This window comes from Streptomyces sp. NPDC101110 (genome assembly GCF_044759525.1).
In the GTDB taxonomy this organism is placed as follows: Bacteria; Actinomycetota; Actinomycetes; order Streptomycetales; family Streptomycetaceae; genus Streptomyces.
Map to the genome: position 1 here is coordinate 45,936 of NZ_JBIVZM010000003.1, position 26,603 is coordinate 72,538.

The following is a 26,603-nucleotide window of genomic DNA, read 5'->3' on the forward strand; positions in this document are numbered from 1 at the left end:
GGCGTCAGCGCTGCTCGGTGCGGCGGGCGTACGCCCGGGCCGCGCGGGCGCGGTCGCCGCAGCGGGTGGAGCACCAGTGGCGGCGGCCGTGGCGGAGCAGGTAGCGGTTGCAGGGCGGGGAGCCGCAGGCGGTGAGGCGCTCGGCCGCGGGGGAGGTGAGCAGGTCGGCGGCGTCGGCGGCGAGGGTCGCCAGGGCGAGGTCGACGATCGCGGTGGTGGGGTGCGGGGTGGTGCGGTAGGGGCCGGTCTTGTCGTCCCACCGCAGCAGCGGGGCCGTGGGGACCCTGGTCATCGCGTCGTTGATGGCCGTCACCGCGGCGGGCAGGGCGGGCACGCCGTCGACGCGGGCGGCGAACAGGGACCTGATCTGCTCGCGCAGCGACCGCAGTTGGGCCGCGCACATCTCCCGCATGCCGGCGTCGGGCGGGGCGAGGCCGCGCTGGGTCAGCCAGTGGTTCGCCTGTGCGGGGGTGCCCAGGAGGTCGAGCGTGCGTCCGCCGGGCAGCGCCGGAGCGCTGTTGGCGAGGGCCAGGCAAGGGTGCTCCTCCTCGCCCTGCGCGGGCGGCGGGGTGGGCTGTTCGGTCACGGGCTCCTCCATATTTCTCATGGTACGGCTTGCCTGCATCCGTGAGAAGCGGCTACGGTCGTCTCACGGTTCACCCGTGTCTATCCGTGAGGTACTCATGTCTTCTGTTCCCGTGCCGACCGACTTCCCCGTCCGCGTCCTCGGCGGCCCGACGGCCTTCTTCGAGTACGGCGGCCTGCGCTTCCTGACCGACCCGACCTTCGACGCCCCCGGCGACTACGCCCGGCCCGGAGGTCCGCTCCTGACCAAGACCGCGCCCGCCGCCGCCACGCCCGCCGACTTCGGCGGCGTCGAGGTGGTGCTGCTCTCCCACGACGAGCACGCCGACAACCTCGACACCTCCGGCCGGGCCCTGCTTGCCCGGATACCCCTCACCCTGACCACGCCCGGCGGCGGCAAGCGCCTGAGTGAGAGCCTGGGGGACAAGGTCAGGGGTCTGGCCGACTGGGAGTCCGTCGAGCTGGACCGGCCCGGCGGCGGCACGGTCACCGTGACCGGCGTCCCGGCCCTGCACGGCCCCGGCCCGCGCGAGCAGGTCGAGGCGTTCACCGGCCAGGTCGTCGGCTTCGTCCTCACCGGTGAGGGCCTGCCCACCGTCTACGTCAGCGGCGACAACGCCTCACTCGACGCGGTCCGCGAGATCGCCGGCCGCTTCGGCCCCGTCGACACCGCCGTGCTCTTCGCCGGAGCTCCCCGCTTCCCCGTCCTCTTCGACAACCAGGTCCTCGTCCTGGACAGCGCGATGGCCGCCGAGGCCGCGCGGATCCTCGGCGCCCGGCGCGTGGTCCCCGTCCACTACGACAGCTGGGCCCACTTCACCGAGGGCCGCGAGCAGCTGGAGGCGGCCTTCACCGCCGCCGGGCTCGCCGACCGGCTGGACTGGGGCAAGGCCGCCTGACCTGCCGCTACTTCCGCCAGAACAGGTGGTGCACCACCCCGCTCGGACTCGGCACGATGTCGCAGTGGAAGCGGTCGAACAGTTCCTCGGGCGACTCCCACAGCCGTGATCCGGACCCGAGCACCACATCGGGCGAGACCGCCACATGCAGCGTGTCGACCAGGTCGGCGTCCAGGAACTGCCGGATGGTCGTCGCCCCGCCGCCGAGCCGTACGTCCTTGCCCCCGGCCGCCTTGCGCGCCTGGGCGAGGACCTCGGCCGGATCCCCGCCGACGAAGTGGAACGTCGTGTCGGAGAGGGTGAACGACGGGCGCTCGTGGTGGGTCATCACGAACACCGGGGTGTGGAAGGGGGGTTCGTCGCCCCACCAGCCCTGCCAGTCGTAGTTCTCCCAGGGGCCGCGCTGCGGGCTGAACTTGTTGCGGCCCATGATCTCGGCGCCGATGTTGTGGTGGAAGTCGCGCACCAGATAGTCGTCGAGACCGCGGCTGCCGCCCGGGGCGGTGCGGTTGGGCCAGCTCGCGGTCGCACCGGCCCAGGCGAAGATCGTGCCGGGATCGGCATGGCCGAAGGGCCGCTCCAGGCTCTGGCCCTCTCCGGCACCGAAACCGTCACTCGAGACGTTGAAGTTCTGTACGCGCAGCAACTGGGACACGGCGCTCCTCCTGTGGTCGATACGAGGAAGACCGCCCGGGTCGGCGAAACTCATCGGCCCGGGCCGGGCGCATCAGAAGACCCGCTCACCCGGCCTGCGCCACGACGTGGTCGATCACCTGCCGGAAGTCCGCGTCCGGGGAGAACTCCACCAGCTCGGTGTCCGCCAGGGCGAGCGGCACATGGCCGGGGCCCCAGTAGTAGGCCTGCCCCGCCTCGTACTCCTCCTCGCCGGAGGCCGTCCGCATCCGGATCCGGCCCTTCAGCAGATAGCCCCAGTGCGGGCACTGGCAGGCGTCGTCGGGCAGCCCCTTGAGCGCCGGGCCCATGTCCGTGCCCTGGGGCAGGGTGATGTAGCTGATCGACATGCCGCCCCCGATCGGCATGGTGCGTACCTCTACGCCTTCGCCTCCGAGCGCGACGGGGACGTCGTCGCGAGTCGCTGCCGTCATGGTTCCTCCGCTCGCCGTGACACTCGCCGTGAAGTTCGCTGTAGAACTCGCCGTGAAGTGCGCCGTAGAACCCGCCGCGAAGTTCGCCGTAGAACCCGCCGTGGAAACGGACCTCCTCCCTCCACCCTGAACCGCGTGGGAGTCTCCCGCGACATCACGATCCGGTTGCGACGTGTCGGCGGGGTCTTGATTTACCGGCGTGTAATCGATTCCATCCATCCGTCGATGTAATCGATTCCACGGGCACTCACGCGGTGCTCCCACGACTGATCCACAAGGAGGTGGAGCGGCGGTGGCCAGCATCAAGGACGTCGCTGCCGAGGCCGGTGTCTCCGTCGCGACGGTCTCGCGCGTCCTGAACGACCACCCGTCGGTCAGCGCCGACGCACGCACCCGCGTGCTGGCCGCCGTCGAGACCCTGGGCTACCGCCCGAACGCCGTCGCCCGCTCCCTGCGCACCGACCAGACCCGCACCCTCGGCCTGGTCATCAGCGACGTGCTGAACCCGTACTTCACCGAACTGGCCCGCTCCGTCGAGGAGGAGGCCCGCGCGCTCGGCTACAGCGTCATCATCGGCAACGCCGACGAGCGGCCCGACCTCCAGGACCACCACGTACGCACCCTGCTCGACCGCCGTATCGACGGCTTGCTCGTCTCCCCGACGGACGGCGGCTCGCCGCTGATGCTGGACGCCGCGCGGGCCGGGACGCCCATGGTGTTCGTGGACCGGTGGATCCCGGGCGTGGATGTGCCGGTCGTGCGGTCGGACGGGCGCAGCGCCGTGCGGGACCTCGTGGCACATCTGCACCGGCTGGGACACCGCAGGCTCGCCATCATCGCGGGCCCGGCGGCGACCACGACCGGCCGCGAGCGCGTGGAGGCCTTCCGGGAGGCGCTGGCCGTGTTCGGCCTCGAACTCCCCGACGCCTACATAGGGCAGGGCGACTTCCAGGCGGAGAGCGGGCGCCGCGTCACCGAGGGCTTCCTCGACCTGGCCGACCCGCCCGAGGTCGTCTTCGCCGCCGACAACCTGATGGCGCTCGGCGCGCTGGACGCCGTACGCGCGCGTGGCCTGCGCGTCCCCGACGACCTCGCGCTCGCCGCGTTCGACGACATCCGGTGGTTCGTGCACACCGATCCGCCGATCACCGCGATCGCCCAGCCCACGGGCGAGCTGGGCCGGACCGCCGTACGGGCCCTGGTCGACCGCATCGAGGGGCGGCCCGGCGAGTCCGTCACCCTCCCCGCCCGGCTCGTCGTACGCCGCTCGTGCGGCGAGAACCCCACCCCAGTGCAAAGGAGCACGACGTGAGCAACCCGGACGAGTTGCTGCGCATCGAGGGCATACGGAAGACCTTCCCGGGCGTGGTCGCGCTGGACGGCGTCGACTTCGACCTGCGCCGGGGCGAGGTGCACGTGCTGCTCGGTGAGAACGGCGCCGGCAAGAGCACCCTCATCAAGATGCTCTCCGGTGCCTACACCCCCGACGCCGGGCGCATCCTGGCCGGCGGCGAGGAGACCCGCATCCAGGGTGCGCAGGACTCCGAGCGGCTCGGCATCGCCACGATCTACCAGGAGTTCAACCTGGTACCGGATCTGACCGTCGCCGAGAACATCTTCCTGGGGCGCCAGCCGCGCCGGTTCGGGATGATCGACCGGAAGAAGATGGAGGCCGACGCCGAGGTCCTGCTGAAGCGGGTCGGCGTGGACGTCTCGCCCCGTGCGAGGGTCCGCGAACTAGGCATCGCACGTCTGCAGATGGTCGAGATCGCCAAGGCGCTCAGCCTCGACGCCCGCGTGCTGATCATGGACGAGCCGACCGCCGTGCTCACCTCCGAGGAGGTCGGCAAGCTCTTCGCGATCGTGCGCACGCTGCGCGAGGACGGCGTCGGGATCGTCTTCATCACCCACCACCTGGAGGAGATCGCCGCCCTCGGCGACCGGGTGACCGTCATCCGCGACGGGAAGAGCGTAGGTCAGGTCCCCGCCTCCACTCCGGAGGACGAGCTCGTCCGGCTCATGGTCGGCCGCTCCATCGAGCAGCAGTACCCGCGCGAACGCGCCGACCGAGGTGCCGCGTTGCTGTCCGTCGAGGGACTCACCCGGGACGGCGTCTTCCACGACGTCGGCTTCGAGGTGCACGCCGGTGAGGTCGTCGGCATCGCCGGTCTGGTCGGCGCCGGCCGCACCGAGGTCGTACGGGCGGTCTTCGGAGCCGACACCTACGACAAGGGCACCGTGAAGGTCTCCGGCGCCCCGGTCGCCAAGTTCGACATCAACGCGGCCATGACCGCGGGCATCGGGCTCATCCCCGAGGACCGCAAGGGCCAGGGCCTGGTGCTGGACGCCTCGGTCGAGGAAAACCTCGGCCTGGTGACGCTGCGGTCGGCCACGCGCGGCGGGCTCGTCGACCTCAAGGGGCAGCGCGAGGCCGCCGAGCGGATCGCGAAGCAGCTCGGGGTGCGGATGGCCGGCCTCGGCCAGCACGTGCGCACGCTCTCCGGCGGCAACCAGCAGAAGGTCGTCATCGGCAAGTGGCTGCTCGCCGACACCAAGGTGCTGATCCTCGACGAACCGACCCGCGGCATCGACGTCGGCGCCAAGGTCGAGATCTACCAGCTGATCAACGAACTCACCGCCGCCGGCGCGGCCGTCCTGATGATCTCCAGCGACCTTCCCGAGGTGCTCGGCATGAGCGACCGGGTGCTGGTGATGGCCCAGGGCCGGATCGCCGGTGAACTCGCCGCCGGCGAGGCGACTCAGGACGCCGTGATGGCCCTCGCCGTCAGCACCCCCACGACCCCGAACACGACCACGACCGGAACGGAGGCCTCCCGTGGCCACTGACACGCTCACGAGCACGACGGGCGCGGGTGGCGCCTCCGGGGGCCTGCGCCGCCTCCTGCTCGACAACGGGGCGCTGACCGCGCTCATCGTCCTCGTCATCGCGATGTCGGCGCTGTCCGGCGACTTCCTGACGACGGACAACCTCCTCAACGTCGGCGTCCAGGCGGCCGTGACGGCCATCCTCGCCTTCGGCGTGACCTTCGTGATCGTCTCCGCGGGCATCGACCTGTCGGTCGGCTCGGTAGCAGCGCTGTCCGCCACGGTCCTCGCCTGGAGCGCCACATCGGCGGGCGTCCCGGTCGTCCTCGCCGTGCTGCTCGCCATAGCCACGGGCATCGTCTGCGGCCTGGTCAACGGCATCCTGATCTCCTACGGCAAGCTGCCGCCGTTCATCGCCACCCTGGCCATGCTGTCCGTGGCCCGCGGCCTCTCCCTCGTCATCTCCGAGGGCTCCCCGATCGCCCTCCCCGACTCCGTCTCCCACCTCGGCGACACGCTCGGCGGCTGGCTGCCGGTGCCGGTCCTGGTGATGATCGTCATGGGCCTGATCGCGGCCCTCGTGCTCGGCCGGACCTACATCGGCCGGTCCATGTACGCGATCGGCGGCAACGAGGAGGCCGCCCGGCTGTCCGGCCTGCGAGTGAGGCGGCAGAAGCTCGCCATCTACGCCTTCTCCGGCGTCTTCGCCGCCGTCGCCGGTGTCGTGCTCGCCGCCCGGCTCTCCTCCGCGCAGCCGCAGGCCGCCGACGGCTACGAACTGGACGCGATCGCCGCCGTCGTCATCGGCGGCGCCTCCCTCGCCGGCGGTACGGGCAAGGCCTCCGGGACGCTGATCGGCGCTCTCATCCTCGCGGTGCTGCGCAACGGGCTGAACCTGCTGAACGTCTCGGCGTTCTGGCAGCAGGTCGTCATCGGTGTGGTCATCGCGCTGGCGGTGCTGTTCGACACGCTGCGGCGCAAGGCGGGGGCGACCCCGGTCGCGGCCGGTGCCGGCGGCCCCAAGGGCAAGCAGGCGGCGACGTACGGGCTCGCGGCCGTCGTCACCGTCGCGATCGTCGGCGCCACGTCCTTCCTGCACAACGGCTCCGCCTCCTCGGACAAGCCGAAGATGGGCCTGTCGCTCTCCACCCTCAACAACCCCTTCTTCGTACAGATCCGGGCCGGCGCCCAGGCCGAGGCGAAGAGGCTGGGCGTCGACCTGACCGTCACCGACGCCCAGAACGACGCCTCCCAGCAGGCCAACCAGCTGCAGAACTTCACCAGTTCCAAGCTGGGCGCGATCATCGTCAACCCGGTGGACTCGGACGCGGCGGGCAACTCCGTGAAGGCCGCCGGCAAGGCCGACATCCCGGTCGTCGCCGTGGACCGGACCGTCAACAAGGCGGCGGTGGACACCCTGGTCGCCTCCGACAACGTCGCCGGCGGTGAGCTCGCGGCGAAGACCGTCGCCGACAAGCTGGGCGGCAAGGGCAAGATCGTGATCCTCCAGGGCCAGGCGGGCACCTCCGCGGCCCGTGAGCGCGCACAGGGCTTCGCGAACGGCCTCAAGGCCTACCCGGGCATCCGGGTCGTCGCCCAGCAGCCGGCCGACTTCGACCGCACCAAGGGCCTCGACGTCATGTCGAACCTGCTCCAGGCCCACCCGGACGTCCAAGGCGTCATCGCGGCCAACGACGAGATGGCCCTCGGCGCGATCAAGGCGCTGGGTTCCAAGGCCGGCAAGTCGGTCTCGGTCGTGGGCTTCGACGGCACGCCTGACGGCCTGAAGGCGGTCGAGGGCGGCACGCTGTACGCGTCGGTGGCGCAGCAGCCCTCCCAGTTGGGGAAGATCGCCGTGGACAACGCCCTGAAGGCGCTCCAGGGCAAGAAGGTCCGGGAGACGGTGAAGGTGCCGGTGAAGGTGGTCACGAAGGAGAACGTGGCCGGCTTCAGCGGCTGACATCGGGGAACGGCGGGGCGGCCGCACGGCGTGCGGACCGCCCGCCCATGTCACTCACGTGGGGAGACGACTCATGTACGACTACGACCTCCTGGTCGTGGGGTCGGCCAACGCCGACCTGGTGATCGGAGTGGAGCGCCGGCCCGGGGCCGGCGAGACCGTGCTCGGCTCCGACCTGGCCGTCCACCCGGGCGGCAAGGGCGCGAACCAGGCGGTCGCCGCCGCCCGGCTCGGCGCCCGCACGGCGCTGCTGGCCCGGGTCGGCGACGACGCGCACGGCCGGCTGCTGCTCGACTCGCAGCGCGCGGCGGGCGTCGACACGGTGGGAGTCCTGGTGGGCGGGGCGCCGACCGGCGTCGCGCTGATCACGGTCGACCCGTCGGGGGACAACAGCATCGTCGTCTCACCCGGCGCCAACGGCCGCCTCACGCCCGAGGACATCAGGTCCGCGGGGTGCCTCTTCCAGGGGTCCCGGGTGGTGTCCGCACAGCTGGAGATCCCGCTGGAGACGGTGGTGGAGGCCGTACGGAACCTGGCGCCCCGGAGCCGTTTCGTGCTGAACCCCTCACCGCCCCGTCCTCTTCCGCGGGAGGTGCTGGCGGCGTGCGACCCGCTGATCGTGAACGAGCACGAGGCGAAGGTCATCCTGGGTGACTCCGCCGTCGGGGACAGTCCCGAGGACTGGGCGCGGATCCTGCTCGCCAAGGGCCCCAGGTCGGTGGTGGTGACGCTGGGCGGTCGGGGCGCGCTGGTGGCGTCGTCGAAGGGGGTCTCGCGCGTGCCCGCCTTGAAGGTGGACGCGGTGGACACGACCGGAGCGGGCGACTCCTTCACCGCCGCGCTGGCCTGCCGGCTGGGAGCGGGCGAGTCGCTGGCGGATGCGGCGGCGTACGCGGCCAGGGTGGGTGCCGCGACCGTGACGAGGAAGGGCGCGCAGGCGTCCTTCCCGACGGCGGCGGAGGTCCCCGCACCGTGAAGAAGACCGGGATACTCAACCGCCACCTCGCCGGTGCGCTGGCCGAACTCGGCCACGGCGACGGGGTGCTGGTGTGCGACGCGGGTATGCCCATCCCGAGCGGGCCCCGGGTGGTGGACCTGGCCTTCCGGGCGGGGGTGCCCGCGTTCGCCGAGGTGCTGGACGGGCTGCTGGCCGAGCTGGTGGTCGAGGGCGCCACGGCGGCGCGGGAGGTCCGGGACGCCAACCCGGAGGCGTCGTCGCTGCTGGAGGGGCTGTTCCCGGGGCTGGACCTCGTGTCGCACGAACGGCTCAAGGAACTGTCGGCGGGGGCCCGGCTGGTGGTGCGCACGGGCGAGGCACGGCCGTACGCGAACGTCCTGCTGCGGTGCGGTGTCTTCTTCTGACGCCCGCGCAACGCCTCCGAACGGTTTCGAGGGGGCTCGGTCCGTCGACCGGGCCCCCTCGGCTTTTCCCCTCCCGTCAGAACCCCCGCGATCCCCCCGGATCCCCCTCCAGAAGTCCTGACGCCTAGTACGACCCCCATGGGCCGCGAAGGGTTGCACGGCGGAGTAAGAAATTCTTGCCCGCTTCTTGGGCAGCCCGGCCAGGGCCCGCACCGGCCCGCTGTCAGGCAGGCGAGGAACGGGCGGCCGGTACGCGCTACGCGCTCACAGCGGGCCGGATCCGGCGCGGCGTGTGCCCCGGGAGACGGTGAGCACGCGGGTGAGACCACCGTCGTCCTCCTCGATGTCGCGGACGTGCCCGAAGCCGATCCGGCCGAGCAGACGCAGCGACGCCCCGTTCTCCGCGGCGACGGTGGCGTGCACCTCGGTGAGCCCGAGTGTCCCGAAGCCGTACGCCACGAGCGCCTCGGCCAGCTCGGTGCCGAGTCCGCTTCCCCAGGCCTCGGGCGCCAGGGCGTAGACGATCTCGTGTCCCTCCACGGCGTCGGTCCGCTTGATCTCCGCGTGCCCGACCAGCCGTCCGTGGCGCCGGACCGCCCACACGTCGAACAGGTCCTGCGCGTAGACCTTGCTGAAGATCCGCCCGAACAGGGCCCGGTCGTCCGCCTCGTCGCAGGGCCCGTCCCCCATCCACCGGGACACCCTGGCGTCCTGGAACAGGGCGACGAAATCCTCCTCGTCGTCGGGGGTGTAGGGGTCGAGGAGAAGGCGGACGGTGTGCAGGGCCACAGGCATGGGGCGGACGCTAGCCAGGCGCGCGGCCGAGCGGCAATCGACTTTCGCACCACCCGGGGGCGACCGCCTCCCCGGCCGCCCCGGGGCCCACCGGGCCGGCGCCCTCATCGCCGCAGGCTGTAGCTCACCATCGACGCCCCCACCACGGATCCGAACGCCGGCAGCAGGAACTGCGCGAAGGCCTCCCAGCCCCAGACGATGCCCGCGCACGCCGCCGTGATGTTGATGGCCAGGGACATGATCCACAGGGCGACGCTCTGAGCCTGGGGTGACATCGTTCCTCGTCGTCATTCGGGGCCGGGTGGAACAGAACAGGCGGGGCGGTAATCAACCCGGGCCGGGGCTGAGAAGGGGCCGGAATTCCGGTGCGGGTGCCCGGTGCTGCGCCGGAGGGCCGGGCGGGTTCCCGTGCGGCGCGGAAGTTCCCGGGGCCACGATCGCGTGCTGTCCGGAAATCGCCGGAGCCGTCACCAGCAGCGTCAACGTGCCGACGGTGCACAGTCCGACGAGAAGCGTGCCCGCGGTGCGGGCGCGCCCGGGGGTGCCCGGGCCAGGGGGACGCATCGGCATCACGGTCGCTCCGGAATCGGGTCCGCCCCCCATTCTCCGAACGCCTGAATTCTTCCACGGGAAGGAATCACAAAAGGGACGGCAAGGATGCTTGAACGGTAAAGCTTCGGGCCCTCTTGTGGATTCACGGTGAAATCTGAACCCCTGTGCGCATACTGATCGGTCGCTTTATGTGCGCGTCACCGGGTTCCGCTTCCGGCCGCGCTGTCGTACCCGGGCGGTACCGTCGGATCATGACCGATCAGGCGGGGGCCGCCCAGGCGGGCGAGCGGCGACTGGCCACGCTGGAAGGCGTACTCGAACGCATCACGTACGCCAACGAGGAGAACGGCTACACGGTCGCCCGTGTCGACACCGGCAGAGGCGCCGGTGACCTGCTCACGGTCGTCGGTGCCCTGCTCGGTGCGCAGGTCGGCGAATCCCTGCGCATGGAGGGCCGCTGGGGCTCCCACCCGCAGTACGGCAAGCAGTTCCACGTCGAGAACTACACGACCGTCCTGCCGGCCACCGTCCAGGGCATCCGCCGCTACCTCGGCTCCGGCCTGGTCAAGGGCATCGGCCCGGTCTTCGCCGACCGCATCACGCACCACTTCGGCATGGACACCCTCCGGATCATCGAGGAGGAGCCCAAGCGCCTCATCGAGGTCCCGGGCCTCGGCCCCAAGCGGACGAAGAAGATCGCCGACGCCTGGGAGGAGCAGAAGGCCATCAAGGAGGTCATGCTCTTCCTCCAGACCGTCGAGGTGTCCACATCCATCGCCGTCCGCATCTACAAGAAGTACGGCGACGCCTCCATCTCGGTCGTGAAGAACCAGCCCTACCGGCTCGCCTCCGACGTCTGGGGCATCGGCTTCCTCACCGCGGACAAGATCGCCCGGTCCGTCGGCATCCCGCACGACAGTCCCGAGCGCGTCAAGGCGGGCCTCCAGTACGCCCTGTCCCAGTCCACCGACCAGGGCCACTGCTTCCTCCCGGAGGAGCAGCTGATCAAGGACGCGGTGAAGCTCCTCCAGGTCGACACGGGCCTGGTCATCGAATGCCTGGCGGAGCTGGCCGAGCCCCCGGAGGAGGGCGAGGACCCCGGCGTCGTACGGGAGAAGGTCCCCGGCCCGGACGGCGGGGAGCCGGTCACCGCGATCTACCTCGTCCCCTTCCACCGCGCCGAACTGTCCCTCTCCGCCCAGCTGCTGCGCCTCCTGCGCACCGATGAGGACCGCATGCCCGGTTTCCGGACCGTGTCCTGGGACAAGGCACTGACCTGGCTGAAGGGGCGTACGGGCACCGATCTGGCCCCCGAGCAGGAGTCCGCCGTCAAACTGGCGCTGACCGAGAAGGTCGCCGTCCTCACGGGCGGCCCGGGCTGCGGAAAGTCCTTCACGGTCCGCTCGATCGTGGAACTGGCCCGCGCAAGGAAGGCCAAGGTCGTGCTCGCCGCCCCGACCGGCCGGGCCGCCAAACGCCTGTCCGAGCTCACCGGCGCCGACGCCTCCACGGTCCACCGCCTGCTGGAGCTCAAGCCCGGCGGCGACGCGGCCTACGACCGGGACCGCCCGCTGGACGCCGACCTGGTGGTGGTCGACGAGGCGTCCATGCTCGACCTGCTCCTCGCCAACAAGCTGGTGAAGGCCGTCCCGCCGGGGGCGCATCTGCTGTTCGTAGGGGACGTCGACCAGCTGCCCAGCGTGGGCGCGGGCGAGGTGCTGCGGGATCTGCTGGCCGACGGCGGCCCGATCCCGGCGGTCCGGCTCACCCGGGTCTTCCGGCAGGCCCAGCAGTCCGGTGTGGTGACCAACGCGCACCGGATCAACGCCGGACAGCATCCGGTCACGGACGGCATGAAGGACTTCTTCCTCTTCGTCGAGGACGACACGGAGGCCGCCGGCCGGCTCACCGTCGACGTGGCTGCCCGGCGCATTCCGGCCAAGTTCGGGCTGGACCCGCGCCGTGACGTCCAGGTCCTCGCCCCGATGCACCGCGGCCCGTCCGGCGCGGGCACCCTCAACGGCCTGCTCCAGCAGGCCGTCACCCCGGGCCGTCCCGACCTGCCCGAGAAGAGATTCGGTGGACGGGTGTTCCGTGTCGGCGACAAGGTCACCCAGATTCGCAACAATTACGAGAAGGGCAAGAACGGTGTCTTCAACGGCACCGTCGGTGTGGTCACCTCGCTCGACCCGGTCGACCAGCGCCTGACGGTGCTCACCGACGAGGACGAGGAGGTGCCGTACGAGTTCGACGAGCTCGACGAGCTGGCCCACGCCTACGCCGTGACGATCCACCGCTCGCAGGGCAGCGAGTACCCGGCCGTCGTCATCCCGGTCACCACGGGCGCCTGGATGATGCTCCAGCGCAACCTGCTCTACACAGCCGTCACCCGGGCCAAGCAGCTGGTCGTCCTGGTCGGTTCGCGCAAGGCGATCGGCCAGGCGGTGCGCACCGTTTCGGCGGGTCGGCGGTGCACGGCACTCGACTTCCGGCTCGGTTCAGCAAAAAATGATCGATCAAATGAGTCGTGAAGGTCACAAGCCACTTCCAGAAGGGGAGCGCAGGGGGCAGGATGAGCAAGTTGACGGCACTCAGTGCCGCCAATAGGCCCGATGGTCGACCCCGAGTGCACTCTCCTGAGCCAAGTGGGGGATGGTAGAGACAGTCAGGGCAACCTCGAAGATGAGGCACAACGTCGGTGAGGGAAGACGTGAGCGACAACTCTGTAGTACTGCGGTACGGCGACGGCGAGTACACCTACCCGGTGATCGACAGCACCGTCGGTGACAAGGGCTTCGACATCGGAAAGCTCCGCGCCCAGACCGGTCTGGTGACGCTGGACAGCGGTTACGGCAACACGGCCGCGTATAAATCCGCTGTCACGTACCTGGACGGCGAAGCGGGCATCCTGCGGTACCGCGGCTACCCGATCGAGCAGCTGGCCGAGCGCTCCACCTTCCTGGAGGTCGCCTACCTGCTGATCAACGGCGAGCTGCCGACCGTCGACGAGCTCTCGGCGTTCCAGAACGACATCACGCAGCACACCCTGCTGCACGAGGACGTCAAGAACTTCTACAAGGGCTTCCCGCGCGACGCCCACCCGATGGCCATGCTCTCCTCGGTCGTCTCGGCGCTGTCCACGTTCTACCAGGACAGTCACAACCCGTTCGACGAGCGCCAGCGCAACCTCTCCACGATCCGTCTGCTCGCCAAGCTCCCGACGATCGCCGCGTACGCGTACAAGAAGTCGATCGGTCACCCGTTCGTCTACCCGCGCAACGACCTCGGCTACGTGGAGAACTTCCTGCGCATGACCTTCTCGGTCCCGGCGCAGGAGTACGAGCTGGACCCGACCGTGGTCTCCGCGCTCGACAAGCTGCTGATCCTGCACGCGGACCACGAGCAGAACTGTTCGACCTCCACGGTCCGCCTGGTCGGCTCCTCGCAGGCGAACATGTTCGCCTCGATCTCCGCCGGCATCAACGCGCTGTGGGGCCCGCTGCACGGCGGCGCCAACCAGTCCGTGCTGGAGATGCTGGAGGGCATCCGCGACTCCGGCGGCGACGTCGACACCTTCATCCGCAAGGTGAAGAACAAGGAGGACGGCGTCCGCCTGATGGGCTTCGGCCACCGGGTCTACAAGAACTTCGACCCGCGCGCCAAGATCATCAAGGCCGCCGCGCACGACGTGCTGTCCGCCCTCGGCAAGTCCGACGAGCTGCTGGACATCGCGCTGAAGCTGGAGGAGCACGCGCTCTCCGACGACTACTTCGTCTCGCGCAGCCTCTACCCGAACGTCGACTTCTACACGGGCCTGATCTACCGGGCCATGGGCTTCCCGACCGAGATGTTCACGGTCCTGTTCGCCCTCGGCCGGCTGCCGGGCTGGATCGCCCAGTGGCACGAGATGATCAAGGAGCCGGGCTCCCGCATCGGTCGCCCGCGCCAGATCTACACGGGCGTGGTCGAGCGCGACTTCGTTCCCGTCGAGGAGCGCTGAGCGCAGGAGCAGTAGCGCGTCAGTCCCCGTATCCGCCGGCCGGATGCGGGGGCTTTTGCGTGGGCGGGGCGGGGGGGGGAGGTGGGAGGGGCGGCACCGGCGGCGGCGGAGCGTGCTGTCGTGTGATCTCTCACGGGATTTCTTACGCAATGAAGAAGGCGCCCCGACGTCGGTCCCCCCACGGGCCGACGACCAGGGCGCCTTCCCAGTCCCGGTTCGGATTCCCCCCACGGGATCCGGCCGGGCGTCTGTGAGGACAGCGCCTGAACCGCTGTTGAGCAGAACGAGCAGAACTCGCCGTACTTCTGTGAGGTGCGATCTGCCGGGACAGCGCACGCCCGGGAGGGCCGCTCAAAGCTTCCCGGCGTACGTGCCCCGGCTACGCGCCCCCAAGCTCTCAACTTCGTTCGAGCCGGGAGGTACCCCCAACTGGAGAAGTCCCCCAAGACATCTCCAGATGCCAGGTGGCGCCCCCCAAGACGCTCCCCGACATCGTCAACTTAGACCGTCGAACCCCTCAGATGGTTACGTTCACATCACTGTGATCTGCGTCTCTTGCATATGTCCGTTAGATACGCAAGAGCCCGGATATTTCGTCCGAAACCCAAGCGTAAGGATGATGCGCGAGCCTTGTGAAGAGCTTATGTGAGCCGGGCCCGGGACTCCAGAGGGGCTCAAATCATGTTCGCCGTGAACTTAGGGGGAATTCGGGCGACTTCACCGAAATGTCCGCAGCCGCAGACTGTTCGTCACGACGAAGACCGACGAGAACGCCATCGCGGCCCCGGCGATCATCGGGTTGAGCAGACCCGCGGCGGCCAGCGGCAGCGCGGCCACGTTGTAGCCGAAGGCCCACACCAGATTGCCCTTGATCGTGGCCAGCGTCCGGCGGGACAGCCGGATCGCGTCCGCGGCCACCCGCAGATCGCCGCGGACCAGTGTCAGATCGCCCGCCTCGATCGCCGCATCCGTGCCGGTGCCCATCGCCAGCCCCAGATCGGCGGCGGCGAGCGCGGCCGCGTCGTTGACGCCGTCGCCCACCATGGCGACGACCCGCCCCTCGGCCTGCAGCCGCCGTACTGCGGCGACCTTGTCCTCGGGCAGGACCTCGGCCATCACCTGCCCGATCCCCACGGAGGCCGCCACCGCCTCGGCCACCGTCCGGTTGTCGCCGGTCAGCAGCACCGGAGTGAGCCCCAGCGCGCGCAGCTCCCGCACGGCGTCGGCGCTGGTCTCCTTGACCGCGTCCGCCACGGCCAGCACGGCCCGTGCCGTCCCGTCCCAGCCGGCCAGGACGGCCGTGCGCCCGGCCTTTTCGGCCTCGTCCCGCGCGCGGGCCAGCTCGGGCGGTATGTCGTCGAAGAGCCGCCCCACGGCGACCTCACGGCCCTCCACGCGCCCCCGTACGCCCCGTCCGGCGACGTTCTCGAACCCCTCGACGTCCGGCAGCGGCCCCGAACTCTCCTCGGCGCCCCTCGCGATCGCCCGGGCGACGGGGTGCTCCGAGGCGTGCTCGACGGCGCCCGCGAGCCGCAGCACCTCCTTCTCGTCGGTGCCCTCGGCGACGTGGACCCCCTGGAGGGTCATCCGGCCGGTGGTGACCGTGCCGGTCTTGTCCAGGACGACGGTGTCGACCCGGCGCGTGGACTCCAGGACCTCCGGGCCCTTGATCAGGATGCCGAGCTGGGCGCCGCGCCCGGTCCCGACCATCAGCGCGGTCGGCGTCGCCAGACCCAGGGCGCACGGGCAGGCGATGATCAGGACCGCGACGCCCGCCGTGAACGCGGCGACAGCGTCCCCGGTCAGCCCGAGCCAGGCCCCGGCCGTCGCGACGGCGATCAGCAGGACCACCGGTACGAAGATCCCCGCGACCCGGTCGGCGAGCCGCTGTGCCTCGGCCTTGCTGTTCTGCGCGTCCTCCACCAGCCGCGCCATCCGCGCGAGCTGCGTGTCGGCGCCGACCCGGATGGCCTCGACGACCAGCCGGCCACCCGCGTTGACCGTGGCGCCGGTGACCGCGTCCCCGGCCGTCACGTCCACCGGCACCGACTCGCCGGTCAGCATCGAGGCGTCCACCGCGGAGGTTCCCTCGACGACCGTGCCGTCGGTGGCGATCTTCTCCCCGGGCCGCACGACGAACCGGTCGCCGACGGTCAGCCGCTGCGCCGGGATCCGCACCTCGCGCCCGTCCCGCAGTACGGCGACGTCCTTGGCGCCCATCTCCATCAGCGCCCTGAGCGCGGCTCCGGCGCTGCGCTTGGAACGGGCCTCCAGCCAGCGGCCCAGCAGGATGAAGGCGGTCACGCCGGAGGCGACCTCCAGATAGATGGTGGAGGCGCCGTCCCCGCGTGCGATGGCGAACTCGAACGGGTGCCGCATGCCGGGCATGCCCGCGTCACCGAGGAACAGCGCCCAAAGGGACCAGCCGAACGCGGCAAGGGTGCCCAGGGAGACCAGCGTGTCCATGGTGGCCGCGCCGTGCCGGGCGTTCGTCCAGGCGGCCCGGTGGAAGGGCAGTCCGCCCCAGACCACGACCGGTGCGGCGAGGGTGAGCGAGAGCCACTGCCAGTTGTCGAACTGCAGGGCCGGGACCATCGCCAGCAGGATCACGGGCAGGGCGAGGGTGGCGGAGACGGTGAGGCGCCGCCGGAGGGCGGAGAGCTCGGGGTCCTCGTCGGCCTCGGCGGTCTCCTCCCGCGGGGGCGCGGGCTCCTCGGCGGTATACCCGGTCTTCGCCACGGTGGCGATCAGGTCGGCGACCTCGGTGCCCTCCGGGTAGGCGACCCGGGCCTTCTCCGTCGCGTAGTTCACCGTGGCCGTCACGCCGGCCATGCGGTTGAGCTTCTTCTCGACGCGGGCCGCGCAGGAGGCGCAGGTCATCCCGCCGATGAGCAGCTCGACCTCGGCGAGGGCCGGCTCACGGTCGGCCGGTGCCGGGGCGGTGGTGCTGGTCATGTCCTCACTCCAGTGATGCGCGCGCCCGGGAAGCGCGACGGGCCGTACGGGCCGCGGCGGCGGCGTACGGCCCGTACACGGGTACGAGTGCCAGGACCGGTGCGTTTCAGACCTCGCCGGCCGCCGGACTCGGGTTGCTCAGGCCCGGCCGGCCAGTTCGAAGCCGGCCTCGTCGACGGCGGAGCGCACGGCCTCGTCGTCGATCGGGGTGGCGGAGACGACGGTGACCTCGCCGGACTTGGCGACGGCCGTCACCGAGCTCACGCCGGGGATCCGGGAGATCTCGCCGGACACCGCGCCCTCGCAGTGTCCGCAGCTCATGCCGCTCACCTTGAAGACGGTGGTGACGGGGCCCGTGGTGTCGGTCTGGGCGGTCATGTCGTTACTCCTCGCAGAGGCAGGTGGGGCTGTGGGGCCCGCTGGGGACCCGCACCGTCCACTGTACCCCTAGGGGGTATCGGTGCACGACGTCCCCGCCAGCGGTCGCAGATACCGCAGGAGGGCCTCCTTCAGCTCCTGTACGTAGGCCTCCCGCTCGGCGCCCTCGTGGGCCAGGATCAGCTCCAGCCCGGCCTTGTAGATGCCGACGCACATCCGGGCGGTACGGGTGACGGCCGGGGCGGACGCGTCGGGCACGAACGGGGTGAGGAGTGCCTCGACCCGGGCGACCAGGGTGGTGTGCAGCGCGTCGTGCTCCTCGGCGATGCGGCCCGGGATGTCGGGGCCGTGCATCAGCGCGAAGAACGCCGGGTGGCGGCCGTTGAACTCGATGAACCGGTCGACGGCCCCGGTGATCACCTCCTCCAGCGGGGTCGCCGCGGGATCGATCGGGGTCAGGACCTCGTCGTACGACTGCCGCATCTCGTGCATGAGCCGGCTGCCCAGCTCGATCGCGATCGCTTCCTTGTTCGGGAAGAACTGGTACAGCGTGCCCGGGGAGACGCCTGCCTCGCGGGCGATGGCGTTGGTGCTGGCGGCCGTGTAGCCGGTCGTGGAGAACACCGCGGCGGCGGCCTCGAGCAGCTGGGTGATGCGGCGCTCGCCGCGGGCCTGGCGGCGGCGCGGCCGGTCTTCGGTGGTCGCCGCCGTCGTCTCGGTACCGGCTTTCTCGGGCTTCTCGGGCACGCGTTATCCCCAGGTCTGATCACGTGATTGACAAACGCGAGCGGTCACTCGCATTCTGGACCCAGAAATGCGAGCGATCTCTCGTGTTTGCCGGTTCTTGGCAGTTCCATGCTGTCAGGCTGCGCCTGGACACGGGTCTCGGTGAAGGGGACACCGCACGATGACCGAAGTCAACACACCACCGCGCGTCCGGGGCTGGACCCGTTTCGTCACCGCCCGGCCCAGACTGTCGCTGCTGGTGGCGCTGGTGCTCACCGCGCTCGCGGTGCTGGCCGGCAGCGGCGTGGCCGACCGGCTCGGTGCCGGTGGCTGGGAGGACCCGGCCGCCGAGTCCACCCACGCGACCAAGGCCCTGGAGCGCGAGTTCCCCGGCTCCCAGCCCAATCTGCTCCTCCTCGTCGACGCGGGTGACGCCTCGGTCGACGACCCGGCCGTCGCCGCCGAGGCCGAGCGGCTCACCGAGCGGCTGGCGGGCGAGCGGGGCGTCACCGGCATCGGCTCCTACTGGCAGTCCCGCGCCGAGGCCCTGCGCTCGCGCGACGGCCACGAGGCGCTGATCGCCGCGCGCATCACCGGCGACGAGAAGACCGCCGGCGAGACCCTGGAGCGCCTCGCGCCCCACTACCGCGGCGCACACGGCCCGGCGGAGGTCACGGTCGGCGGCCCGGTCGCCGTACGGCACGAGATGCAGACGATCATCCAGGAGGACCTGACCCGGGCCGAGCTCATCGCCCTGCCGATCACACTCGTCCTGCTCGTGATGGTCTTCGGCAGCGCCGTCGCGGCCCTGCTGCCGCTCGGCATCGGCATCGTCGCCATTCTCGGGACCAACGCGATCCTGCGCGGCCTCACCGGATTCACCGACGTGTCCGTGTTCGCGATCAACCTCACCACGGCCCTCGGTCTCGGCCTCGCCATCGACTACGCCCTGTTCATCGTCCGCCGCTTTCGCGAGGAACTGTCGACGGGCGCCGAACCCGTGACGGCGATCGGCACCACGCTGCGCACAGCGGGCCGCACCGTGCTGTTCTCCGCCCTCACCGTCGCGGTGTCCCTGGCCGCGATGCTGGTCTTCCCGCAGTACTTCCTGCGCTCCTTCGCCTACGCCGGGATCGCGGTCGTCCTGCTGGCCGCGGCCGCCGCGCTGATCCTGCTCCCGGCCGCGCTGACGCTGCTCGGGCACCGGGTCAACTCCTGGGACCTGCGCCGTGTGTTCCGGCGGGGCCACCGGGCGGAACCGGCCGGGGAGGAGAGCGGCGCCTGGGCGCGTACGGCGACGCTCGTCATGCGCCGCGCCCCGATCTTCGCGCTCGGCACCACAGCCGTCCTCGTCCTGCTCGGACTGCCCTTCCTGGGCGTGAAGTTCGGCACCGCCGACGACCGTCAGCTGCCGGCGGTCTCCGAGTCCCACGTCGTGCAGCAGCACATCCGGGAGGGCTTCCCGGGAAGCCCCGGCGGCGGCCTCGAAGTGCTGGCCGTGGGCCCTGCGACCGAGGCCCGGTACGGCGCCTACCGGGAGCGGATCGCCCGGCTTCCCGATGTGCTGCGGGTGGACGGTCCGCTGGTGAAGGGCGACTCCGCGTACTTCACGGTGCTGCCGAAGGGCGAGGCGGTCGGCGATCAGGCGCAGCGTCTCGTCGGCGAACTGCGCGACGTCGACGCCCCCTTCCGCACCGAGGTGACCGGCACGGCGGCCGTACTGGTCGACTCCAAGGACGCCATCGGGGAGCGTCTGTCCCTCGCGGCCGTCTTCATCACGATCGTCACCCTGCTCCTGGTCTTCCTCCTCACCGGCAGCGTGCTGATACCGATCCAGGCGGTCGTGCTGAACGCGCTCAGCCTCACGGCCATGTTCGGCGCGGTCGTCTGGGTCTTCCAGGACGGCCACCTGTCCGGCCTGCTCGGTTTCACCACCCCCGGCTCCATCGAGACGACCCTGCCGGTCCTGATGTTCTGCGTGGCGTTCGGCCTCTCCATGGACTACGGGGTGTTCCTGCTGTCCCGGATCAAGGAGGAGTACGACCACACCGGCGACCACGACCGGTCCGTGCGGCACGGCCTGCAGCGCACGGGCGGGCTGATCACCGCGGCGGCGGTCATCCTGGCCGTGGTCATGGTCGCGATCGGCACCTCCCGGGTGACCAACACCAAGATGCTCGGGCTGGGCATCGCCCTGGCGGTCCTGATGGACGCGATGATCGTCCGCAGCCTCCTGGTCCCCGCGGTCATGCGCCTCACGGGCCGCGCCACCTGGTGGGCCCCGGCCCCGCTGCGCCGCTTCCACGCGCGCTTCGGACTGAGCGAGGCAGAAGAGCAACCGGCGGCGGACGGGGGACCGGTGACGGACGGGGAACCCGGCATGGACGGGGAGCCGGGCACGGACGGGGGACCGGGCACGGACGGGGGGCCGGCGAAGGGCGGGGAATCAGCCAGGGACACGGTCGGGTCCCGGAGATGACGCCCCGCCGCCCGGGGCCCGCCCGACACCGGTCCGTGCCACGGGCTAGCGTGCCCCCGAGGCGGGCCGGACCGGGCCGCGCGTGCACAGCGGGCGGCCCGGTCCCCGGGTGCGAACGGAAGGCGGTAGTCATGCGGGCCGTGGTGTTCGAGCGGTACGGGGAGCCGGCCGAGGTGCGGGACGTGGCGGATCCCGAGCCCGCGGAGCACGGAGTCGTCGTGCGGGTGGAGGCCACGGGGCTGTGCCGCAGCGACTGGCACGGCTGGCAGGGCCACGACCCGGACATCACACTGCCGCACGTACCCGGGCACGAACTCGCCGGGGTCGTCGAGGCGACAGGCGCCCGGGTGACCCGATGGCGGCCCGGGGACCGGGTCACCGTGCCGTTCATCTGCGCCTGCGGCACCTGCCCGTCCTGCGCGGCGGGAGCCCACCAGGTGTGCGAGCGCCAGACCCAGCCCGGCTTCACCCACTGGGGGTCCTTCGCCCAGTACGTGGCGCTGGACCACGCCGACGTCAACCTCGTGGCACTCCCCGGGGAACTGTCCTTCGCGACGGCGGCCTCGCTCGGCTGCCGGTTCGCCACCGCGTACCGGGCGGTGGTGCAGCAGGGCCGGGTCACGGCGGGGGAGTGGGTGGCGGTCCACGGGTGCGGCGGGGTCGGCCTCTCGGCGGTGATGATCGCGGCGGCGTCGGGCTCGCGGGTCGTGGCCGTCGACGTGTCGGCCGCGGCCCTGGACCTGGCGCGCACGTTCGGGGCGGCGCAGTGTCTGGACGCCGCGTCCGTACCCGACACCGCGGCGGCCGTCCGGGACGTCACCCGCGGCGGCGCCCACCTCTCCCTCGACGCCCTGGGTTCACCCGTCACCTGCGCCGCTTCGGTGAACGGCCTGCGCCGCCGCGGCCGGCACGTCCAGGTCGGTCTGCTGCCCTCGCCGGACGGCACCACACCCGTGCCGATGGCGCGCGCGATCGCCCTGGAGCTCGAACTGCTCGGCAGCCACGGCATGGCCGCGCACGGCTACCCGCCGATGCTGGAGCTGGTCCGCGGCGGTGTGCTGCGCCCCGACCTGCTGGTGACGTCGACGATCGCGCTGGACGAGGCCCCGGCGGCGCTGTCGGCGATGGGCACGGCGCCGGGTGCGGGAGCCACGGTCATCGAGCCGTGGAGCTGACGCACCGGCGGACGACCGTGCCCCACGCGAGGACGGGGCACGGGGCCGGGCGAGGCGGTCAGTCGGCTCTTCGGCCGCGGTTGCCGGGCCGGGAGGCGACCCAGGCCCGGACCGTGTCGGCGTACCAGTAGGGCTTGCCGCCCTCGACGTGGTCGGGCGGGGGCAGCAGCCCGTGTTTGCGGTAGGACCGCACGGTGTCCGGCTGCACCCGGATGTGCGCTGCGATCTCCTTGTAGGACCAGAGTCTGCGGTCGGTCATGACGTGCACCTCCCCGCGCGCACCACGGCGGCGGCCGTGGACGGCCGTCCGGGGGAGCCGGGCGCTGCGCTGGCGATCAACAAGCCTGTGTCCGGTCAACGACGCGATGGTGAGACGGGGCAGGCCCTGTGGGCCGGGTGTGACGGAAGACCCGCGTACACGCGACATGTGTGACAGGGCCGGAGTGTTTGTGACACAGCCGGGGCAAAGACGCGCGCGGGGTCGGCGGCGGGGCGCCTTGACGCCGCACACGCCGCCGGTCGCAGGCCGTCCGGAGAGGCGGGCCGGGGCGCGGGGCTGAAGACTACGGAACTGTGAGGGCACGAACGCGGGACCGGGTGCGCCCGTGGACGCGGACGCGGACCTCGGAAGGCGCGCAACGGACGGCGACAGACGGAAAGCGCTGTCACGATCTGGTCCGAATGTCTGGACAAAACATTGACAGGGCTTCGAGAGGGGGCTAGAAAGCCGGGGAGAGCCGAGCATCGAGGGGACACCGATGACGTACGACCTGATCACCATGGGGCGGATCGGAGTGGACCTGTATCCACTGCAGACCGGCGTCCCGCTGCCGCAGGTCACGTCCTTCGGCAAGTTCCTCGGCGGCTCGGCGAGCAACGTCGCGGTCGCGGCGGCCCGCCTGGGACGGCGGACCGCGGTGATCACCCGCACCGGCGACGACCCCTTCGGCACCTACCTCCACCAGGCCCTGCGGGACTTCGGCGTGGACGACCGCTGGGTCACCCCGGTGCCCGGCCTGCCCACCCCGGTGACCTTCTGCGAGGTCTTCCCGCCGGACGACTTCCCGCTGTACTTCTACCGCCGGCCCAAGGCCCCCGACCTGGAGATCGACGCCCACGAACTCGACCTCGACGCCGTCCGTGGCGCCCGGGTCTTCTGGGTCACGGGCACGGGCCTGAGCGAGGAGCCCAGCCGTACGGCGACCCTCGCGGCCCTCGCCCACCGCGGCAAGGCCGGCACGACCGTCTTCGACCTCGACTGGCGTCCGATGTTCTGGACCGACCCCGACGCCGCCCGTCCCTTCTACGCGGAGGCCCTGCGCCACACCACTGTCGCCGTCGGCAACCTCGACGAGGTGGAGGTCGCCACGGGCGTACGCGAACCGCACGCCGCCGCCCGGGCCCTCCTGGACGCGGGCGTCGAACTCGCCGTCGTCAAGCAGGGCCCCAAGGGCGTCCTCGCGGTGAACCGCGCCGGTGAGAGCGCCGAGGTCCCGCCGCTGCCGGTGAACGTCCTCAACGGACTCGGCGCGGGAGACGCCTTCGGCGGTTGTCTCGTCCACGGCCTGCTGGCCGGGTGGGACCTGGAGAAGACCATGCGGCACGCCAACGCCGCCGGCGCCATCGTCGCCTCCCGCCTGGAGTGCTCCTCCGCGATGCCCACCCCGGCCGAGATCGAGGCGGCCGTCACCGCGGGGGCCGTGCGGTGAGCGTGGACATCTCCGAACTCGTCAACCTGCGCAGCCACCGCCCGGAGGCGATCGCCGAGGCCGCCGCCCGCCGCACCCGCCGGCCACTGCTGAACCGCGACGGCCGCCTGATGGTCGTCGCCGCCGACCACCCGGCCCGCGGCGCCCTCGGGGTCGGCGGCCGCAGCATGGCCATGGCCAACCGCGTCGGCCTCCTCGAACGCCTCTGCCTGGCCCTGTCCCGACCGGGGGTCGACGGCGTCCTCGCCACCGCGGACATCCTCGACGACCTGCTCCTGCTCGGCGCCCTGGACGGCAAGGTCGTCCTCGGCTCGATGAACCGCGGTGGGCTGCAGGGCGCGAGCTTCGAACTCGACGACCGTTTCACCGGCCACCGCCCCGAGGACATCGAGCGCCTCGGCTTCGACGCGGGCAAGCTGCTCCTGCGCATCGACTACGACGACCCGGGCTCCCTCACCACGATGGAGTCCACCGCCCGCGCGATCGACGACATGGCCGCCCGGAGACTCCCCGTCTTCGTCGAGCCGTTCCTCAGCCGCCGCACCCCCGAGGGCAAGCTCGGGAACGACCTCTCCGCCGAGGCCGTCACCAAGTCGATCGCCATCGCCTCGGGCCTGGGCGGCACGTCCGCCTACACCTGGCTGAAGGTGCCGGTCACCGAGAACCCCGACGACATGGCCGAGGTCATGGCGGCCTCCACCCTGCCCGCCGTACTGCTCGGAGGGGAGGTCGGGGACGACCAGGACGGGGCGTACGAGAAGTGGCGCGGCGCCCTGCAACTGCCCACCGTGCGCGGGCTGGTGGTCGGCCGTTCGCTGCTGTATCCGGCGGACGGCGATGTGGCCGCCGCCGTGGACACCGCCGTCGGACTGCTGTGAGGGCCGCTTCATGACCACCCACGCCCTCACCACGGCCGACGGCACGGAAGACCGGGAGTTTCCGCGCCCGGGTGGAGGCGCGGAAGTCCGGCAGGTCCCTCTTCCGTGCGGCCCGGAAGCCCGGCCGTTCCCCATCCCGGGCAGGTCCCGGGTCCAGATCGCCTCCGGCGCGGGAAGCCGCTTTGCTTTGGCAGGAGCGAAGTGCGAGCGACGACTCCCCGCCCGCTACGGCCCCGCGCCGGAGGTCTCCCGCACGAGGCGCACACCGCCCCGCCGTGTGAACGTTCGTGGTGACCGTCGCGTATCCGTGACCACCCACAGGGAGGGACACCGATGACCTCGACGACGAGACTGACGGTCGCACAGGCGCTCGTGCGCTTCCTGTCGGCCCAGTACACCGAACGTGACGGCGACCGGCAGCGGCTCATCGGCGCCACCTGGGGCATCTTCGGCCACGGCAACGTCGCCGGGATCGGCCAGGCCCTCCTCGAACACACCGAGGAGATGCCCTACCACCAGGGCCGCAACGAGCAGGCCATGGTGCACGCGGCGGTCGGTTACGCCCGCCAGTCGGGCCGGCTGTCCACCCACGCGGTGACGACGTCCATCGGCCCGGGCGCCACCAACCTCGTCACGGGCGCCGCCCTCGCGACCGTCAACCACCTTCCGGTGCTGCTCCTGCCCGGCGACGTCTTCGCGACCCGCCCCGCCGACCCGGTCCTGCAGCAGCTGGAAGTCCCGTACGCGGGCGACGTGTCGGTCAACGACTGCCTGCGCCCGGTGTCGAAGTACTTCGACCGGCTCACCCGGCCCGAGGCCTTGATCCCGTCCGCGCTGAACGCGATGCGCGTGCTCACCGACCCCGTCGAGACCGGCGCCGTCACCCTCGCCCTGCCCCAGGACGTGCAGGCCGAGGCGTACGACTGGCCCGAGGAGTTCTTCGCCGAGCGGGTCTGGACCGTACGGCGGCCCGGCGCGGACCCGGCCGAACTCGCCGAGGCGGTGCAGACGATCCGGGCGGCGAAGCGGCCCCTGGTCATCGCGGGCGGCGGCGTCCACCACAGTCGCGCCGAGGAGGCCCTCGCCGAGTTCGCCGAGGCCACCGGAATCCCGGTCGCCTCCACCCAGGCCGGCAAGGGCTCCCTGCGCCATGACCACCCCCAGGACGTCGGCGGTGTCGGTCACACCGGCACCGCCACCGCGGACGAACTCGCCCGCACCGCCGACCTGGTGATCGGCGTCGGCACCCGCTACACCGACTTCACCACCGCCTCCGGCACGCTGTTCGGCAACCCCGGCGTCCGCTTCCTCAACCTCAACATCGCGCCCTTCGACGGCCACAAGCTCGCCGGTCAGCCGTTGGTCGCGGACGCCCGCAGCGGTCTGCAGGAGCTCACCGGCGCCCTCCGCCTGCACGCCCACCGGGTCGCCGGCACGTACGCCACCGAGTACACGGAGGACAAGGAGCGCTGGGAGCAGCGCGTCGACGCCTGCTACGAGGTGGACGAACCCGACACCCGGCCGACCCAGCCCCAGGTCCTCGGTGCCCTGGACGAGATCGCGGACGCGTCGGACATCCTGATCAACGCCGCCGGCTCCCTCCCCGGCGACCTGCACAAACTGTGGCGGACGCGGTCGCGCGACCAGTACCACCTGGAGTACGGCTACTCCTGCATGGGCTACGAGATACCGGCCGCCATCGGCGTGAAGATGGCCGCACCGGACCGGCCCGTCTGGGCGCTGGTCGGCGACGGCACGTACCTGATGATGCCCACGGAGCTCGTGACGGCCGTGCAGGAGGGCATCGCGATCAAGGTCCTGATCATCCAGAACCACGGCTACGCCTCGATCGGCGGTCTGTCCGAGTCGGTGGGCGGCGAGCGGTTCGGCACCGCCTACCGCTTCCCGGCCGAGGACGGCTCCCACACCGGGGCGCCGCTGCCCGTCGACCTCGCCGCCAACGCGGCCAGCCTCGGCATGCGCGTCCTGCGCGCGAAGACCGTCCGGGACCTGCGCGAGGCCCTCGCCGAGGCCCGGACGGCCGACACTCCCACATGTGTCTACGTCGAGACCCAAACGGCAGACACAGTGTCGGGCGCGCCTCCCGCGCAGGCCTGGTGGGATGTACCTGTGGCCGAGACCGCGACACGGCCGTCCGCGGTCAAGGCACGTGAGCTGTACGAACGGCACGTCTCCACCCGACGCCGCCATCTGTGAA

At 71.4% G+C, this 26,603-nt stretch carries 22 protein-coding genes and 1 pseudogene; 14 read left to right on the plus strand and 9 right to left on the minus strand.

What is annotated here, in order from left to right; genetic code table 11:
• Positions 1-4: 4 nt before the first annotated feature.
• The gene (locus tag ACIQU3_RS06495; protein WP_403923597.1) at positions 5-598 is read right to left on the minus strand and encodes a CGNR zinc finger domain-containing protein; all 594 of its coding nucleotides are present in this window, start codon (positions 596-598) and stop codon (positions 5-7) included.
• A gap of 85 nt (positions 599-683) precedes the next feature.
• On the opposite strand from ACIQU3_RS06495, the gene ACIQU3_RS06500 reads away from it, so the two are divergent.
• Positions 684-1,484 carry an MBL fold metallo-hydrolase gene (locus tag ACIQU3_RS06500; protein WP_403923599.1) on the plus strand — a complete coding sequence of 267 codons (801 nt, stop codon included), beginning with the start codon at positions 684-686 and terminating at the stop codon, positions 1,482-1,484.
• Between the two features lie 7 nt (positions 1,485-1,491).
• Here the strand turns inward: ACIQU3_RS06500 and ACIQU3_RS06505 are convergent, their stop codons facing one another.
• Positions 1,492-2,139 carry a dihydrofolate reductase family protein gene (locus ACIQU3_RS06505; RefSeq protein WP_403923602.1) on the minus strand — a complete coding sequence of 216 codons (648 nt, stop codon included), beginning with the start codon at positions 2,137-2,139 and terminating at the stop codon, positions 1,492-1,494.
• A gap of 85 nt (positions 2,140-2,224) precedes the next feature.
• The gene (locus ACIQU3_RS06510; protein ID WP_403726481.1) at positions 2,225-2,590 is read right to left on the minus strand and encodes a hypothetical protein; all 366 of its coding nucleotides are present in this window, start codon (positions 2,588-2,590) and stop codon (positions 2,225-2,227) included.
• A gap of 292 nt (positions 2,591-2,882) precedes the next feature.
• Between ACIQU3_RS06510 and ACIQU3_RS06515 the strand changes: the two genes are divergently transcribed.
• The 5 genes from ACIQU3_RS06515 to rbsD all read left to right on the plus strand — a co-directional run bounded on the left by ACIQU3_RS06515 (position 2,883) and on the right by rbsD (position 8,738).
• Positions 2,883-3,902 carry a LacI family DNA-binding transcriptional regulator gene (locus tag ACIQU3_RS06515; protein WP_403923605.1) on the plus strand — a complete coding sequence of 340 codons (1,020 nt, stop codon included), beginning with the start codon at positions 2,883-2,885 and terminating at the stop codon, positions 3,900-3,902.
• A complete protein-coding gene (locus ACIQU3_RS06520; RefSeq protein WP_403923608.1) occupies positions 3,899-5,437 on the plus strand; it encodes a sugar ABC transporter ATP-binding protein in 1,539 nt (512 codons plus the stop codon). The genes ACIQU3_RS06515 and ACIQU3_RS06520 overlap by 4 nt, the downstream gene beginning before the upstream one ends.
• Positions 5,427-7,376 carry a substrate-binding domain-containing protein gene (locus ACIQU3_RS06525; protein ID WP_403726473.1) on the plus strand — a complete coding sequence of 650 codons (1,950 nt, stop codon included), beginning with the start codon at positions 5,427-5,429 and terminating at the stop codon, positions 7,374-7,376. Before ACIQU3_RS06520 ends, ACIQU3_RS06525 begins: the two co-directional genes overlap by 11 nt.
• 73 nt (positions 7,377-7,449) lie before the next feature.
• On the plus strand, positions 7,450-8,352 hold the full coding sequence (locus ACIQU3_RS06530) for a ribokinase (protein WP_403923610.1): 903 nt from the start codon (positions 7,450-7,452) through the stop codon (positions 8,350-8,352).
• Positions 8,349-8,738: a D-ribose pyranase gene (gene rbsD / locus ACIQU3_RS06535; RefSeq protein ID WP_403726467.1), complete on the plus strand. Its 390-nt coding sequence runs from the start codon at positions 8,349-8,351 to the stop codon at positions 8,736-8,738. Before ACIQU3_RS06530 ends, rbsD begins: the two co-directional genes overlap by 4 nt.
• A 264-nt stretch (positions 8,739-9,002) precedes the next feature.
• Here the strand turns inward: rbsD and ACIQU3_RS06540 are convergent, their stop codons facing one another.
• Entirely contained in the window at positions 9,003-9,533 is a 531-nt protein-coding gene (locus ACIQU3_RS06540; RefSeq protein WP_403923613.1) for a GNAT family N-acetyltransferase, read from the minus strand.
• Positions 9,534-9,637: 104 nt separating this feature from the next.
• The gene (locus tag ACIQU3_RS06545) at positions 9,638-9,808 is read right to left on the minus strand and encodes a hypothetical protein (protein ID WP_157851227.1); all 171 of its coding nucleotides are present in this window, start codon (positions 9,806-9,808) and stop codon (positions 9,638-9,640) included.
• Positions 9,809-10,336: 528 nt separating this feature from the next.
• Between ACIQU3_RS06545 and ACIQU3_RS06550 the strand changes: the two genes are divergently transcribed.
• Positions 10,337-12,616, plus strand: a complete 2,280-nt coding sequence (locus tag ACIQU3_RS06550) for an ATP-dependent RecD-like DNA helicase (protein WP_403923616.1) — start codon at positions 10,337-10,339, stop codon at positions 12,614-12,616.
• 179 nt (positions 12,617-12,795) lie between these two features.
• The gene (locus ACIQU3_RS06555) at positions 12,796-14,085 is read left to right on the plus strand and encodes a citrate synthase (protein ID WP_403726455.1); all 1,290 of its coding nucleotides are present in this window, start codon (positions 12,796-12,798) and stop codon (positions 14,083-14,085) included.
• A 717-nt stretch (positions 14,086-14,802) separates the two neighbouring features.
• Here the strand turns inward: ACIQU3_RS06555 and ACIQU3_RS06560 are convergent.
• From ACIQU3_RS06560 to ACIQU3_RS06570, 3 genes are all read right to left on the minus strand, one after another.
• Complete coding sequence (locus ACIQU3_RS06560) at positions 14,803-17,040, minus strand: heavy metal translocating P-type ATPase (protein WP_403923619.1); 2,238 nt, start codon at positions 17,038-17,040, stop codon at positions 14,803-14,805.
• Between the two features lie 138 nt (positions 17,041-17,178).
• A complete protein-coding gene (locus tag ACIQU3_RS06565; RefSeq protein WP_366709113.1) occupies positions 17,179-17,418 on the minus strand; it encodes a heavy-metal-associated domain-containing protein in 240 nt (79 codons plus the stop codon).
• 69 nt (positions 17,419-17,487) lie between these two features.
• On the minus strand, positions 17,488-18,165 hold the full coding sequence (locus ACIQU3_RS06570; protein WP_403726445.1) for a TetR family transcriptional regulator: 678 nt from the start codon (positions 18,163-18,165) through the stop codon (positions 17,488-17,490).
• A 160-nt stretch (positions 18,166-18,325) separates the two neighbouring features.
• Here ACIQU3_RS06570 and ACIQU3_RS06575 point away from each other — a divergent pair, with 160 nt between their 5' ends.
• Both ACIQU3_RS06575 and ACIQU3_RS06580 read left to right on the plus strand, forming a co-directional pair.
• Entirely contained in the window at positions 18,326-20,623 is a 2,298-nt protein-coding gene (locus ACIQU3_RS06575; protein ID WP_403923622.1) for an MMPL family transporter, read from the plus strand.
• A gap of 131 nt (positions 20,624-20,754) precedes the next feature.
• Positions 20,755-21,798, plus strand: a complete 1,044-nt coding sequence (locus tag ACIQU3_RS06580) for a zinc-dependent alcohol dehydrogenase family protein (protein ID WP_403923625.1) — start codon at positions 20,755-20,757, stop codon at positions 21,796-21,798.
• 58 nt (positions 21,799-21,856) lie between these two features.
• Here ACIQU3_RS06580 and ACIQU3_RS06585 read toward each other — a convergent pair whose 3' ends face one another.
• Complete coding sequence (locus ACIQU3_RS06585) at positions 21,857-22,057, minus strand: AlpA family transcriptional regulator (protein ID WP_234847426.1); 201 nt, start codon at positions 22,055-22,057, stop codon at positions 21,857-21,859.
• Positions 22,058-22,556: 499 nt separating this feature from the next.
• On the opposite strand from ACIQU3_RS06585, the gene iolC reads away from it, so the two are divergent.
• The 4 genes and pseudogenes from iolC (at position 22,557) to iolD (ending at position 26,602) form a co-directional block, all read left to right on the plus strand.
• Positions 22,557-23,507 (plus strand): 5-dehydro-2-deoxygluconokinase, encoded by a 951-nt coding sequence (gene iolC / locus ACIQU3_RS06590; protein WP_403726434.1) that lies wholly within the window; start codon positions 22,557-22,559, stop codon positions 23,505-23,507.
• On the plus strand, positions 23,504-24,385 hold the full coding sequence (locus tag ACIQU3_RS06595; protein WP_403923628.1) for a deoxyribose-phosphate aldolase: 882 nt from the start codon (positions 23,504-23,506) through the stop codon (positions 24,383-24,385). The genes iolC and ACIQU3_RS06595 overlap by 4 nt, the downstream gene beginning before the upstream one ends.
• Before the next feature lie 133 nt (positions 24,386-24,518).
• Positions 24,519-24,632 (plus strand): annotated as a pseudogene (locus ACIQU3_RS06600) (5-deoxy-glucuronate isomerase); the annotation flags it as partial.
• A gap of 86 nt (positions 24,633-24,718) precedes the next feature.
• Positions 24,719-26,602, plus strand: a complete 1,884-nt coding sequence (iolD, locus tag ACIQU3_RS06605; RefSeq protein WP_403923631.1) for a 3D-(3,5/4)-trihydroxycyclohexane-1,2-dione acylhydrolase (decyclizing) — start codon at positions 24,719-24,721, stop codon at positions 26,600-26,602.
• The last annotated feature ends 1 nt before the right edge of the window (position 26,603 follow it).